A 13860-nucleotide genomic window follows, 5' to 3' on the forward strand; every position below is an offset into this window, starting at 1 on the left:
GAATAAGCAACTGGATTACAAGGGCTTGCCTGTAAAGGTTTTTCCCGTCTGCCGGGATGTTTGTAAATTTTCTTTGGCGAAGAAGCGATTAGGAATATTTTTCAAAGCCTTGCCAGTCAAACTTGGCGCTACTGTCTTGCGGCTGTCGTATTTGCGCGGCATGACGGGGTTGGCAGGCCAGCCCCCGCGGGGTAGCCTGTGCGCCAATCCGCCCATCCAAGGGCGGCAACTATGGGAGAGAGCCATCATGAAAAAACTGCTGAGCGGTGCTGCCGCATGTGCGCTGAGCGTAGCTTTTGTAAGCGAAGCTGCCGCGACCGAATGGAACGCCTCGGTCTGGGGCAAGCGCCGCGCCTTCACCGAACATGTGGAAAAGATCGCCGAGCTGGTTTCGGAGAAGACCGACGGCGAATTCACCATCAACGTCAGCTACGGCGGCCTGTCCAAGAACCGTGAGAACCTCGATGGTATCTCCATCGGTGCTTTCGAGATGGCCCAGTTCTGCGCCGGCTACCACGCCGACAAGAACCGCGCGATCACCGTACTGGAACTGCCGTTTCTGGGTGTAAGCAACCTCGAAGAAGAAGTCGCGGTTTCCAAAGCGGTCTATGACCACCCCGCCGTCGCCAAAGAAATGGCACAGTGGAATGCGAAAATGCTCATGACTTCGCCCATGCCACAGTACAACCTTGTCGGCACCGGCGATCCGCGCACCACGTTGGAAGATTTCGACGGCATGCGCGTCCGCGCCACCGGCGGTCTTGGCAAAGCCTTTGAAGCTGTCGGCGCCGTGCCCACATCCGTGACCGCGACCGAAGCCTATAACGCGATGGAATCCGGTGTCGTTGACACCGTGGCCTTCGCCCAGCACGCGCATCTGTCCTTCGGCACCATTAACAAAGCCGACTGGTGGACCGCAAACCTCAACCCCGGGACCGTGAACTGCCCCGTCGTGGTGAACATCGACGCCTATGAAATGCTGAGCGACGAAGAGCGTGAAGCGCTCGACAGCTCGGTCGATGAGGCGCTGGATCACTACCTCGCCAACTACGCGGAACTGCTGGAGCGTTGGGATACCGTTCTTGAGGAAAAGGGCGTTGAGAAGGTCGAATTCACCCCAGAGGTAATCGCCGAGTTCAAAGCCAAAGCGGCTGACCCTGCGCGTGAAGCATGGATCAAAGACATGGAAGCCCAAGGCATTCCGGGTCAGGAACTTTACGATCTCGTGATCGAAACGCTGGAAAAAGAGCAGGCGTCGAACTAAACCCTGCTACGCATGACTGTGAGGGCCGTGCGGCAAACCGCGCGGCCCTTTCGACTTCTGAAACGAAACAATCAGACTTTCTGAAAAGGAGAGCCGATGGCCGGATCATCCGCCGTGCTGGAGGACAGCAGCCTCCTCAGCCGCCTCGACCGGGGCCTGCTGAAGCTAGAGACCATCTTTGCCCTGATCTCGGGGATTGCCGTTTTCATGTTGATGGTGCTGGCCGTTTGGTCCGTGGGGGGGCGCAAGTTCTTTGCCACGCCGCTGGCGGGGTATGTCGACTGGATCGAAGCGGCCATGCCCTTCATCGCCATCATGGGCATTGCCTATACCCAACGTATGGGCGGGCATGTGCGCATGGATATCCTGATCGGGCAGTTAAAGGGCCGTGCGCTTTGGGCGGCGGAACTGTTGTCGGTGGTGCTGATCCTTTTGTTGATGCTGGCACTCACGTGGGGCGCTTGGGCGCATTTTGACCGCAGCTTTGATATGGCCGCCCCGATGTGGAGCCGCGACAGCTCGATCGACATCGGCCTGCCGATCTGGCCCAGCAAACTGGTGGTGCCCGTGGCCTTTGCCGTGATCTCCTTGCGGCTTTGCCTGCAAATCTGGGGCTATGGCCGGGCCTTGGTGCTGGGGCTGGACCGCCCCGTGGCCGTGCCGCTGGTGCAATCGGCGGCAGAACAAGCAATGGCCGAGGCCGAACAACTGGATGGACGTGACTGATGGATCCTATTGAAATCGGCCTTTGGGTCTCGGGCGGCATGCTGCTCATGGTGGTGCTTGGCATGCGGGTGGCCTTTGCCGCCGCCATGGCCGGGCTTATCGGTCTTATCTGGATTTTCTGGGCCAAGAAGGGCATGGAGTGGGACCAGCTTGGCTGGGCATTGACCGTGGCAATCAAGACCGCCGGGCAGGTGCCGCACTCGAAAGTCTCGAGCCAGACACTCTCGCTCATCCCGACCTTCATCCTGATCGGTTTTCTGGCCTATTACGCAGGTCTCACCAAGGCGATCTTTGAATCCGCGAAACGTTGGTTCGCTTGGGTGCCGGGCGGTTTGGCGGTTTCGACCGTCTTCGCCACGGCAGGCTTCGCGGCCGTGTCGGGTGCTTCGGTTGCGACGGCAGCGGTCTTTGCCCGCATCGCCATCCCCGAAATGCTCAAGATCGGCTATAACAAGCAATTCGCCGCGGGTGTCGTGGCGGCAGGGGGCACGCTGGCCTCGCTGATTCCGCCCTCGGCGATCCTCGTGATTTATGCGATCATCGTTGAGCAGGACGTGGGCAAACTGCTGCTGGCGGGCTTCATCCCCGGTGCTTTTTCGGCGGTGGTCTATGCGGTGTTAATCATCGGCATCGCCATGATCTGGAAGAACGTCGGCCCGCCGGTGACCGGCTTTACATGGCGCGAACGCTTTGCCGCGTTGCCTGCCGCTCTGCCGATTGTCGCGGTGGTCGTGATCATCATCTTCTTCGTCTACAACCCCTTTGGCGACGCTTGGGGCACCCCGACTGAAGGTGGCGCCGTGGGTGCGTTTATCGTCTTCTGTATGGCCGTCTTCCGTGGGATGCGTTTGGCCGAGTTGAAGGACGCGCTGTTGGAGACCGCCAAGCTGACAGTGATGATCTTCACCATCATCTGGGGCGTCTTGATCTATGTACGCTTCCTCGGTTTCGCCGATCTGCCGGGCGCATTCGCCGATTGGATCTCATCGCTCGAAACCTCGCCTATGCTGATCCTGATCTGCATCCTCCTGGCCTATGCCGTGCTGGGCATGTTCATGGATGCGATCGGAATGTTGCTGCTGACGCTGCCCGTGGTTTACCCGGCGGTGATGGCGCTTAACGGTGGCGAATTCGTCTCGGCGGCGGACAGTGCCTTTGGCATGTCCGGCCCGATGTGCGCGATCTGGTTCGGTATTCTGGTGGTGAAGATGGCGGAGTTCTGTTTGATCACGCCACCCATCGGCCTCAACTGCTTTGTCGTCGCGGGCGTGCGCCCCGACCTCAGCGTGCAGGACGTGTTCCGCGGCGTAATGCCCTTCTTCGTTGCTGACGCGGTGACCATCGGCTTGCTGGTGGCCTTCCCGCAGATCGTGCTCTGGCTGCCGTCCCTCGCGGGCTAGGCAGGCTTAAGCAACAGGCTTGTCCGCGGCGGTTTCATCTGCCGCGGATGCGCCAAGTTCGGGGTTGGATTTATCCAGAAAATTCCCGACCATATTAAGGGCTGTGACATTCTCACAGATCACCTTGAACACCACGAGGAAGGGCACCGCCACCAGTGCGCCCGCAATCCCCCACAGCCAGCCCCAAAAGACCACGGTAAGGAACACGGCAACCGTGTTAATCTCTAGCCGTCGACCGACGAGGTAGGGGGTGACGAACTGGCCTTCGATCCCGGTTAGGATTTGATACCCGATTGGGGCAAGGATCGCGTAGCCAACGCTGTCAAATGTAGCAATGGCATAGGCGCCAACCAGCACGGCACCGATTACGCCGCCGATATAGGGCAAGAAGTTCAGCAAGAATGCGGCCATGCCCCAGACATAAGGCACCGGCAGGCCAAGCGCGAAAAGGTAAAGCCCGACAGAGATGCCCAAGCCCGCATTAATGACAGTGATGGTCAGCAAGTAGCGCGAGACGCGGCGCTCAACGTCATAGACCGCTTTCAATGCGCGTTTCTTGCCCGTGAAGGTCTGGAAAGATTGCACCAATTTGAGGTAGAACAAATCGCCAGAGGCCAGCAAGAACAGGGCCAATACCAAGGCCACGGCCACTGTACCACCGATCCTCGCACCTGTGTTCATGGCGTTGTTCAGCAGACCCGGCTGCTTCATTACCACCTCGTCGGGACTGCCGCCGCCATCTTCTGTGGTGATCTGTTCCACCTGTTCGGTCGCCGAGCGGACGTTCTCCACCGTTTGAACCCAGCCCTGTAGCTTGCGTCGGATTTCATTTCCCAAGGATGGAATTTCATCAGCCCAAGTGGCGACAGTACCCGCCGAGAGCCCTGCCAACAGGAAGATGATCAATCCGACAAAGCCAATCAACAGCACTGCACCCAGCGGGGCCGCGATGCCAAGTCTTTCCAGCGAGCGGATCAACGGGCTAAGTGTGAGAGCGAGGAGGAAGCCAAGCAAGATCGGCAGCAGTAGATCCTTGGCGAAATAGGCAGTTACGAAGAGGGCTATGAGTACCAACACTTCCAACAGCCGTCTGATCGCGGCGATATCGCTCAAAGTCTTCTCCCCAAATGCCCTGCGCAGGTGCTATCAAGGCAACGCGTGACAAAGGGAAAGGTTCATTCGACCCTAATAATAAACGCTCCGGTTGCGCGGGCAGTAGGCTGGGTGACTATTCCTTGACCATTTGCAGGCGCAAAGCCTGCCCCCCGAGCGCACGAAACGCCCGCTGTCGGCAGGTCAGTACGATGATCTGCATATCGCCCGCTTGTCGGTGAAGCGCGTCGAACATCCGCTCAATCCGGTCGTCATCGGTAAAGACCAGCGCATCATCCAAGATCACCGGCACGATGCGCCCCGCGCGGGCCAGCATTCGGGCAAAGGCAAGCCGCACCAGCAGCGCCACCTGTTCCTGCGTGCCGCCGGAAAGAACATCAATCGGCTCCTCCCGCCCACCACGGATAAGGGCATGAGGCAGCAGAGATTCTTCGCCCCACGTCAGTTCGGCGTCCGGCCAAAGCAGTTGCAGCAAGGGTTTGAGTTCTTTGACAATCGGGGTGAAATAGCGCTCGCGTGCCTCGTTGCGCGCATCCTGCAAGGCGGCCTCTAGCCGGGTGAGCACGGCGACCTCATGCGTGATCCGTGCAAGTTTATCTTCTGCGGCCTGCAATTGCTCTTGGGTCTCCGCCAGTCGCTCTTCTACCGCGTCGCCGGATGCGCGGGTGATCCGTTCGCTGAGCCGGGCGAGCAGGGGGCGCAGGCGGGCAATCTCATCGCGGGCTTGGGTTTCTACCGATTCCGCACGGGTAAGGGCGGCCTGAAGGCTGGCCGCATCGGGTGCGTCTTTTGCCTTTTCGGCATGGGCAAGCCGAGCAGCCTCTAGCGCTGCCGCAGCGGTGACGGTTTGGGTGGCAAGGTCTTCTTCGGCGACGTCACCCAGTTTCGCCTGCTGCGCCTCTGCGCGCTGCAGACGGTCGGTAAGCGAGGTTAGCAGCGCGTCACTCCGCGCGGCGTCGGCCTTGGCATCGGCCAGCGCTTCGGCTGCAGTTTCTCGGATTATGCGGCAGGCCTCGTGGTGGCTCTGCGCGGCTTGCAGGGCATTTTCGGCTGTTTCAATATCGGGTGCGTCGGTCTCGGTCGTTGGGGTCGGAATGGCGGCAAGCTCTTGGTGCAGCGCATAAATGCCGTTGGGCGCGAGGCTGGCCAACACGGCCTTTGCTTCCCCTTGTCGCGCGGCGGCTTCAGCGCGGGCGGCGGTGGCGGCGCGGGCCTCGGTAAGATTAGCCGCGCCGATTTGATCGAGGGCGGTTTGCAATTTCGCCGTTGCAGCCTCAACCGAGCCGTCCTCTTGCCCGGATGCCGCAGGGTGGATTTCCAAACTGCCGATCCCGTCGATCCGCAGCGTCGTGCTGCGCGGCAGGGGCAGGGCCGTCCCATCGGCTAGAGGGCCGTCATCGCCGTGGATCACCCCCGAGCTGCCGGACGCATAATGCACGATCACTTGGGTGGCGGTGGCATCGCGGGCGGCGCGGCTGGCGGAAAGTTCGGCAGACAGGGCTTCAAGCCGTTGCAGGGCGGCAGTATCGGGGCCGGAGCGGGCTGCGGCTGCTGCGGTCTCCATCCGGCGGCGCGCCTCTTCGGCCTCTTTGATCCGTGCCTCTAACGCGCGGCGGCGGTCTGCCCCTTCCCGTGCGGCGACTGCACGTTGGGCGCGCCTGCGCTGGTCTTCGGCCGTCTGTAGGGCGGTGCGCGCCTCTTGTGCGGATACTTCAGCGGCCTCAAGTGCGGTGCGTCGCTCCGCCAACGCAGAACGCGCGGCGTCGGTCGCTTGTCGGGCACGGGTTTCTTCCGAGAGGGCGGCTTTTTGTTCTGCCTCTGCGGCGCGGTAGCTGTCCAGCCGCGTGGTGGCGCTTTCGGCGTTAAGCCGGGCAAGGTCCATGGCGCGAGCGAGGGTTTCGACCTCTTCGGCGTGGCGTGTGGCTGCGGCATGGGCGGCACGCGTCATTTCAAGTTTTTGGCGGCGCTCTTCTACGACATCGGGGGCTTCCAACTCTGCCAAGGCACGGCGGGCGCGTTGCCGTTCGGCCAAGGCGTCATGCAACTCTCGCGCAGTGCTGGCGAGGTGATCGTGTTCGGCGCTGAGTTCCTCAACCTGATCTTGCGCCTCTTTCCATGGCCCGCCTGTGCGGGGACGCCCCGTAGCAGTGGCATAATGCGCAAGCTCGTCCCGGCATTGGGCCAAGGCTTTGTCCATGCGCCGCCCGCCGGTCATCGCCTCTACCTCGGCTCCGACCGAGGTCATGAGGTCACGGCGCGCCTCCAGCGCCAGTTTCTCTTCTTTGCCGGAGCCGCCAGTAAGCGCGGTCATCCCTTGCCGCACCCAGATCAACCCCGATGGTCCACTCGCATCGCCGCCCAAAAGCTGCGCAATCCATGCCTCGGCTTCGTCTGCCTGCGCAATCAGGGTGCCGCTGCGGTGGACAGTGGCGAGAGGTTTTTGAAACCAGCGCTTAAAAATCGAAAAACGACCCTCGTCGGTTTCGACCTCAACGGTCACCTCTGGTGCGCCGCCCGCATGGGGGCGCAACGCAGCGACATCTTTGTCGCGCGAGCCGAAGGGTTTGAAAAATAGTGCCTGTATCGCGTCAAAGAGCGTGGATTTGCCGTGTTCATTCGGCTCGCTCAGCACATTGATACCGTCGCCAATGCCCACCACCTGCGCAGGGTCGGTGAAACGGCGCACGTTATTGAGGGTGATGGCGCGGATTTTCATGTTTTTGCCCCCTGCACATAGGCATGCAACCGGGCAAGCGCATCGGCGGCCACGTCACGCTCTGCTTGCGAGAGGGTCTCTGATTCCGCTTCGGACACCAGTGCTTCTGCCGCCAGACGCAACGCGCCACCGCGGTCGATCTCATCAAGGTCGCCCGCCTCATATTGTGTGGCCAGCGCATCTGTCACCAGATCGAAATGCGCGAAATCCGGGGCGCAGGTTTCGGCTGCGCGGGCAAGGTCGGCGCGATCCGGCAGGCCCGCCCAGCCACGCGCCGTGACGCGCAGCAGGTGATCCCGGCGGCCCGTCGTGGGCAACAGGGCGTTCAGGGCCGCAGCGGCGTCTTGCCTCGGGTGGAGCGCAAGCTCGGCCTCTGACCAAAGAAAACTCCCGGTCTCTATCTCTTCGACCTTTGGTATGGCCCCCGGGCCTGCGATATCGACGGTAAGGCAGACACCACGTTGCCCATGTTTGAACCGATCCTGTTCGGGCGTGCCGCAATAGTGCACCCGTTCAGACACCGCCATGCGCCCATGCCAGTCGCCAAGCGCCAGATAGTCCAAACCCGCGCGGCGATCCCGGTCAGGCGCAATTGCGTCGCCGCTTTCGGTGAAATCTGTGACCCCACCATGGGCCAAGCCGATCCGTAGGTGGCCTTCGGGGCTCTGCATATGATCTAGGGGCGCGCTTGGATCACTGGCCCCGGCGCGATACGCTACGGGGCAGGGCAGCAGCGTGATGCCCTCGGCCATCTCAATAGCGGCAGCGTCGGTCAGGGCGCGCAGGTTGGTGGGTGCGTCACGGCTGATCACATCCCACAGGGGTTCGGCATCGCGCAGATTATCGTGGTTGCCAGGCAGGATCCACCATGTCACCTCTGGCGCTTCGCCCATTGCGGTCAGGGCCTGCCGCACCACGGCGGGCGAGGGGGTGGCGGTATCGAATGTATCCCCTGCCAGCAAGACATGCGCGGCACCGCGATCACGGGCGGCTTGGGCAAGCTTTGTGATCGCCCCATGCCGTGCCTCCATCAAACGTCCGCGAATATTGCCATCGGGTGGCTGCGGGATATTCGCGAATTTGCGCCCAATGTGCAGATCAGACGCGTGGATGAAGCGGAATGTCATACGGTTGTCCTGAATTGCTTAGGGCAGCACTCTGTCAATATGCGGCGAATGGCAAAGGTTTTTCAGATGCGAGGCAGCATCGGGCAGAGGAACTCCCCGGTCCATTCATCGCAAACTGAGCGCGGAGTTCAAGACGTTGTAAAATGCGTATCGAAGGCTGGTGCGGCCCTGCGTTCGGGCTATATGATATGGACCCGCGTTCAAAAGGCAGTGGATTTGCTCTGCCATGATCCGAATGTATCTGAGCTTTGTTAACATGCATAACGCCACCCGAGAGTCGCCGACGCGGCATTGTCATTGGTCTGTGCCACCCTCGGCGCGTGGGCTGACAACGGTTCTTGCCTGCCACCACAAAGCAGGATTGAATGCGCAGCAACGGTCTCCAACCCATATTTCCTATTTAGAAATGTAGATTTACACGCGATGAACCACGATTTTGAAAAGATTCTCCAAGCCGCGCCTTCGCCCTTTGTGCTGCTGGATCATGAACTGCGGGTGGTTTGGGCGAACGATGCTTATCTACAGGTCACAGACCGTCAGGCAGACAAGCTATTTGGCAAGATCCTGACCGAAGAATTCCCCTCTGACCCAGACAGCGAGTCAGGGCGTATGCTGCGCGGGTCTTTTGAACGCGTGTTCCGCGATGGTATCGCGGACCATCTTCCTGTCATCCCCTATCCGATTTCCGACGCTGATGGCAAAAGCGAAGACCGCTATTGGAGCGCGACGCATACTCCGATTTTGGGCGCTGGCGGCGAGGTTGAGTTCATCTTGCAGCACACGCAAGACATCACCGACATCTACAACGCCGAAGCGCTGTCGGACGGAAATTCAAATTTGGCTCAAACAGATGTGCTGCGCCGCGCCCATCTGGTCACACGCCAGAACCTTGAACTTGATTCAGGCATTAGTCTTTTCAAGATGATCTTTGAACAAGCGCCGAACTTCATGGTCACCCTGATGGGGCCGAACCATGTGTTCCGCACAGCCAATGCGGCCTATATGAAACTGGTCGGTCAGCGTGATTTGATTGGCAAACCACTGAACGAGGCCTTGCCGGAACTCAGGGGGCAAGGCTTTCCCGAAATGCTTGATGAGGTTTACCGCAGCGGCAAGGCCGTAACCCAACGCGGGGCCGAAGCGTGGTTGCAGCGTAGCGCCGAGGGGCCGCCAGAACGCGCCTTTGTGGATTTTGTGTTCCAGCCGCTCGACAATGTGCGCGGCGAAACCATCGGCATTATGGTGCAAGGCCATGATGTCACAGCTCAAAAGATGGCCGAAATGCATCTACGCGAAGCGGAAGAACGCTTTCGGACCATGGCGCATACCATGCCTGTGCATGTCTGGACTGCTACGGCCGACGGGCATTTGGATTGGATCAGCGAACAGCTTTATGCCTACTCCGGGGCGGAAAAAGGCAGCTTGGCGGGGGACGCTTGGCCGACTATCATACACCCCGAAGACCGCGCGGCCTCAATCGCCGCATGGGCCGATGCGATCAGATCCGAAACCATCTATGAGACAGAGTTCCGTCTGCGCCGCGCGGATGGGGCCTATTGCTGGCATCTGGTACGGGCAGCACCGATTATGGATGCGCAGGGCAATCTATTGCGCTGGGTCGGGACAAACTCAGATATCCACGAGCAGAAAGAGATGGCACGCGAACTCGCCAATCTGAACAGCACGCTGGAAGAACGGGTGGAGAAGCGCAACCGCGAGTTGGAAGAGCTTCATGACCGTTTGGCGCAAAGCCAGCGGGTCGAGGCAGTCGGCAATCTTGCCGGGGGCATTGCTCATGATTTCAATAATTTGCTGCAAGTTATGACCGGTAGCCTAACGATGGCCACGCGTGAACTCCCCGCCGAAGCCCCCGCACGCGGGCGGATAGATGCTGCCATGCGGGCGGTCGAACGCGGGGCGTCGCTGTCATCGCAACTGCTGGCCTTCAGCCGCCGTCAACCGCTGCAACCCCGATCAATCGATTTGCGCGACCTGTTGACCGATATCGATGACATCATCCGCAGCGCCTTGGGCGAAGGGATGGCGGTCGAAATAGACGCAGCCGACACGCTTTGGCCCGCCTATGTCGACGCCGCCAGCACTCAGAACGCCGTGCTGAACCTTTTGATAAACGCGCGCGACGCGATGGAGGGGCGCGGCAAGTTGAAGATCGCAATCGCGAACCGCCATTTCGGTCCAAAAGACCTGTTGGGAGAGCCTGACATGATGGCCGGCGATTACGTCGAGGTCAAAGTCATCGACCAGGGGCCCGGCATTCCTGCTGAAACACTGCCCAAGGTCTTTGATCCATTCTTTACCACCAAGCCCGTGGGTAAAGGCACCGGGCTGGGGCTGTCCACGGTCTATGGATTTGCACGGCAATCGGGGGGGCGGGTCACCATTAACAGTCGACCCGACATCGGCACCTCTGTGGTGCTGTTGCTGCCACGCGCAAAATCCGCGGCAGAGCCTGTGCAATGGCATGACCCATCAGATATCGCCGGCGGAACCGAGACGGTGCTGTTGGTCGAAGATGACGCCGAGGTGCGCGATGCCACAGCTGCCTTGCTGTCTGATCTGGGGTATCAAGTCCGCACCGCCGAAGACCCGTCCGCCGCGCTGAAAACCGTGCGGCAAGAGCCAAAGTTCGACCTTCTGGTCTCTGATGTGGTGATGCCCGGTGAGCTAAGCAGCCGCGATATGGCCGAAACCCTTCAAGCCGAACGGCCCGATCTGCCCATCCTATTCATCTCAGGCTATTCGCGCGATTCGATTGTGCGCGATGGCAAAGTGGATGCGGGGGTGCAGTTCCTTGCCAAGCCTTTCACCAAGGATGCTTTGGCGATCAAGGTGCGCGATGCGCTCTCTTCTGTGCCAGCGGCAGCAACCGCGCGTGGTGAAGCGCGGCCTAACAATGCCTGCCATGTGCTGCTTTGCGAAGATGACGCGCTGATCCGGCTTGATCTGGCCGATATACTTCAAGGCTTGGGCACTGAGGTGACCGAAACCGCCTTTGGTCAGGAAACATTGGACAAGCTGGAAACGGAACAGTTTGACGTGTTGCTAATCGACGTGGGCCTGCCTGATATCTCTGGCGAAGAGGTCGCCACCCGCGTGCGCAAGCAGCACCCCGATATGCCGATCGTCTTTGCCACGGGCCAAGCCGAAGTGCCCGTCGCTGAGACTTTGGGCCGCTGCGCCGTTGTGCAAAAGCCTTTCGGAGACCGCGACCTTGCCCGCGCTTTTGCGAGTTTGGGGATTTTGCCTCAAACGGAAGCGGCCGACGCGATGTAGTGCCATGCTGTTAAGGGGGTGCAGCACATCTGGCTCACATCGATTTTTCGATCGCGGAACCCTCTTAAACGAACTGATCGAAAGAAACATGCGTGGGAGGAGACAGAAGGGGGGACCTAAACATCGTGCAAAAGGTCCCATCTTCTCACCCTTCAAAAGTCGCCCGGCGCACATTGTAGGCACACCAGCCCTTCGCCGCGCCATGCGTCGACCACAGAGCTCCGGTCGTCGATCACCAGCCAAGGCTCGAAACCGTCCGCGTTCATCTCTTTTAATGCGCGGCGCTTTACTTCGGGGTCGGTGGCTTCGTCTTGATCTTCGGCACGCAGGTATATGCCGTCGAAGGGCAGGTCGTGTTTGCGCAGCCATGCGATTGTATGGTCAGCCCAACCCTTTGGTCGGCCAGAGCAAATCAGAATGGTCTCACCGCTTTCTTTCAACCGGCGCATCAATTTTGCGACCGGGCCAATCAGTGCAGCATCTGCCATTGCAAGGTGAAAGTCATCCCAGTGCTTTTCGACGCCATGAACAAGATGGCCCAGCCGCTCTGCGTCGAACTCGGCAAGGGTGCCATCGACATCGAAAACCACACATGGGGTCGCTTCTGCTGCTTGGGTCATAGGGTCTTCTCCATCATTTGTTCGCCTGTTTTTTCAAACAAAAGCGGTATTGCGTTGGGGGGGCGTTGGCCCACGTCGCCTGTTGTCCAGAGCACGCGCGCGGCGCGGATGATGCCGGAGTGGCAGACCAAAACAGGCAATGCCGCCGGAGACGCCGCGCAAATCTCTAGGATCGTTGTGTGCACGCGCATCAGCATGTCGGGCCAGCTTTCGCCTTGGTCTGGCGTGTCTTCTCTGACGGGTTGCTCGCTCAAGGATTGCCCTTCGAACACCCCCCAGTCACGCTCGCGCAAACCGTCGTTTAGCTCAACCGCTCGGCCCGGAAAGGCGAGTTCTGCGCTGTGCTGGGCGCGTGACATCGGGCTGGCGAAGATCGCTATCGGTTCTGACCATGTCCTGTGTGATAGGGCGTGCGCCTGATCGCGGCCCAACTGGGTGAGCGGCACATCCGTTACCCCGGCGATGATCTCGTCTGCGTTTGCCGTCGTCTCGCCGTGGCGGATCAGGCAAAAGCTGCGGGATGGTAAAGTCGTGGCGGTCATAGGCGCACCCGGTCGTGAAAGAACACCTCAGCATCGAGCCCTTCAATCAGGTAATCTTCAGGCTGGGTGCAGAACGCGGGGGCAAAGCGTTTGGCACCAAGGCGGTTAAGCATTTTGACTTGATCGCGCAGCGGTGGGTGGACATTCCAACGCTGGAAATACCCGCCCGGTACGCTGCAAATGCCCCGCGCATGGGCTGTCATGTGGCCGGTGAACACGACATGCGCGTCGCGCCCAAGACGCCCGCTTTCGTGCCATGCCCGTACATAGCCCCAAGCAGCGCCGCCATCGGCATTAGGGGTGTCGCAGATCAGAAACCGTGCCTGCTCCATCGGGCCGCGGTCCAACAGCGGGGCGATCAGATGGGCGTCGGCGCTGACGGCACCGCTGCTGAGTGCTCCGCGCAGCGTGTCTTGGCATTCAGGGTCCAGCATCACGCTTTCACAGCCGTAGCGCCGCACCAGATGCAGCGCCATTTCGCCCGCGCGGCCAGAGGGGGGGACGGGCAAAAGTACCTGACCCTCGACTCTATCCAACAGGGCATTCAGCGCCTCGAACCGATCCGATTGTGGCACGTCATCAAGGTGATAAGAGCAATCCAAAATCGCGGTCGCCGCAGGGGGTGGCACATCAAAGGTGAACCAATCGGATTCCTCTGACCAGTCGCCAGAATAAAACAGCCCTTCGCCCAGATCAAAGTGGAACCAGACGCCGCCCATCGCATGGCCGTTGCGCCCGGTGGTCAGGGTGACGCCATTGATCGCCGTCTGCCCCTGGTCGGGCAGCAGATGCACATTGGCCGCAGGGGGCAAGGCTTTGGCCGTTTGTGCCGTGGCATAGATCGGCAAGCCCGCCTCAACCGCATGAGACGCGCCGCCGATGTGATCGATGTGATCGTGGGTGATGAACACCGCCTCGGCCCCTTCGAGCCATGCAGGATCGAAATGCGCATTGGCTTCGGGGCCAAAACCGCAATCAAGCAGCCAGATCCGATCATCCACGGTCAATTGCATGCACGCAGGGCCTTTGTCCCCGATGCCGGAAAGTAGTCGTATGCT

At 60.3% G+C, this 13860-nt stretch carries 11 protein-coding genes; 4 read left to right on the top strand and 7 right to left on the bottom strand.

Annotated elements, in window-relative coordinates:
• Positions 1–15: 15 nt before the first annotated feature.
• Positions 16–249, bottom strand: coding sequence for a hypothetical protein (locus ACSQ16_RS08670; protein WP_243260932.1), 234 nt, complete (start codon positions 247–249; stop codon positions 16–18).
• Between ACSQ16_RS08670 and ACSQ16_RS08675 the strand changes: the two genes are divergently transcribed.
• The 3 genes from ACSQ16_RS08675 (at position 248) to ACSQ16_RS08685 (ending at position 3390) form a co-directional block, all read left to right on the top strand.
• A complete protein-coding gene (locus ACSQ16_RS08675) occupies positions 248–1264 on the top strand; it encodes a C4-dicarboxylate TRAP transporter substrate-binding protein (RefSeq protein WP_243260931.1) in 1017 nt (338 codons plus the stop codon). The two genes, ACSQ16_RS08670 and ACSQ16_RS08675, sit on opposite strands and share 2 nt — an antisense overlap.
• Positions 1265–1360: 96 nt before the next feature.
• Positions 1361–1990: a TRAP transporter small permease subunit gene (locus ACSQ16_RS08680; RefSeq protein ID WP_093925791.1), complete on the top strand. Its 630-nt coding sequence runs from the start codon at positions 1361–1363 to the stop codon at positions 1988–1990.
• Positions 1990–3390: a TRAP transporter large permease gene (locus tag ACSQ16_RS08685; protein ID WP_243260930.1), complete on the top strand. Its 1401-nt coding sequence runs from the start codon at positions 1990–1992 to the stop codon at positions 3388–3390. The genes ACSQ16_RS08680 and ACSQ16_RS08685 overlap by 1 nt, the downstream gene beginning before the upstream one ends.
• 6 nt (positions 3391–3396) lie before the next feature.
• Here ACSQ16_RS08685 and ACSQ16_RS08690 read toward each other — a convergent pair whose 3' ends face one another.
• The 3 genes from ACSQ16_RS08690 to ACSQ16_RS08700 form a co-directional block, all read right to left on the bottom strand.
• Positions 3397–4503: an AI-2E family transporter gene (locus ACSQ16_RS08690; protein WP_093925793.1), complete on the bottom strand. Its 1107-nt coding sequence runs from the start codon at positions 4501–4503 to the stop codon at positions 3397–3399.
• A 115-nt stretch (positions 4504–4618) separates the two neighbouring features.
• A complete protein-coding gene (locus ACSQ16_RS08695; protein WP_243260928.1) occupies positions 4619–7219 on the bottom strand; it encodes an AAA family ATPase in 2601 nt (866 codons plus the stop codon).
• Positions 7216–8346, bottom strand: coding sequence for a metallophosphoesterase family protein (locus ACSQ16_RS08700; protein ID WP_243260927.1), 1131 nt, complete (start codon positions 8344–8346; stop codon positions 7216–7218). Before ACSQ16_RS08700 ends, ACSQ16_RS08695 begins: the two co-directional genes overlap by 4 nt.
• Before the next feature lie 423 nt (positions 8347–8769).
• Between ACSQ16_RS08700 and ACSQ16_RS08705 the strand changes: the two genes are divergently transcribed.
• The gene (locus ACSQ16_RS08705; RefSeq protein WP_243260926.1) at positions 8770–11640 is read left to right on the top strand and encodes a hybrid sensor histidine kinase/response regulator; all 2871 of its coding nucleotides are present in this window, start codon (positions 8770–8772) and stop codon (positions 11638–11640) included.
• Between the two features lie 152 nt (positions 11641–11792).
• Here the strand turns inward: ACSQ16_RS08705 and ACSQ16_RS08710 are convergent, their stop codons facing one another.
• Genes ACSQ16_RS08710 through ACSQ16_RS08720 form a run of 3 tightly spaced genes read right to left on the bottom strand, consistent with a single transcriptional unit; the run spans position 11793 to position 13815 of the window.
• On the bottom strand, positions 11793–12260 hold the full coding sequence (locus ACSQ16_RS08710; protein ID WP_243260925.1) for an HAD family acid phosphatase: 468 nt from the start codon (positions 12258–12260) through the stop codon (positions 11793–11795).
• Positions 12257–12802 (bottom strand): histidine phosphatase family protein, encoded by a 546-nt coding sequence (locus ACSQ16_RS08715; RefSeq protein WP_243260924.1) that lies wholly within the window; start codon positions 12800–12802, stop codon positions 12257–12259. Before ACSQ16_RS08715 ends, ACSQ16_RS08710 begins: the two co-directional genes overlap by 4 nt.
• The gene (locus ACSQ16_RS08720) at positions 12799–13815 is read right to left on the bottom strand and encodes an MBL fold metallo-hydrolase (protein WP_435988728.1); all 1017 of its coding nucleotides are present in this window, start codon (positions 13813–13815) and stop codon (positions 12799–12801) included. Before ACSQ16_RS08720 ends, ACSQ16_RS08715 begins: the two co-directional genes overlap by 4 nt.
• Positions 13816–13860 lie beyond the last annotated feature (45 nt).

Origin of the sequence: Sulfitobacter sp. SH24 (assembly GCF_965641895.1) — a bacterium.
GTDB classification, from domain to species: Bacteria; Pseudomonadota; Alphaproteobacteria; order Rhodobacterales; family Rhodobacteraceae; genus Sulfitobacter; species Sulfitobacter dubius.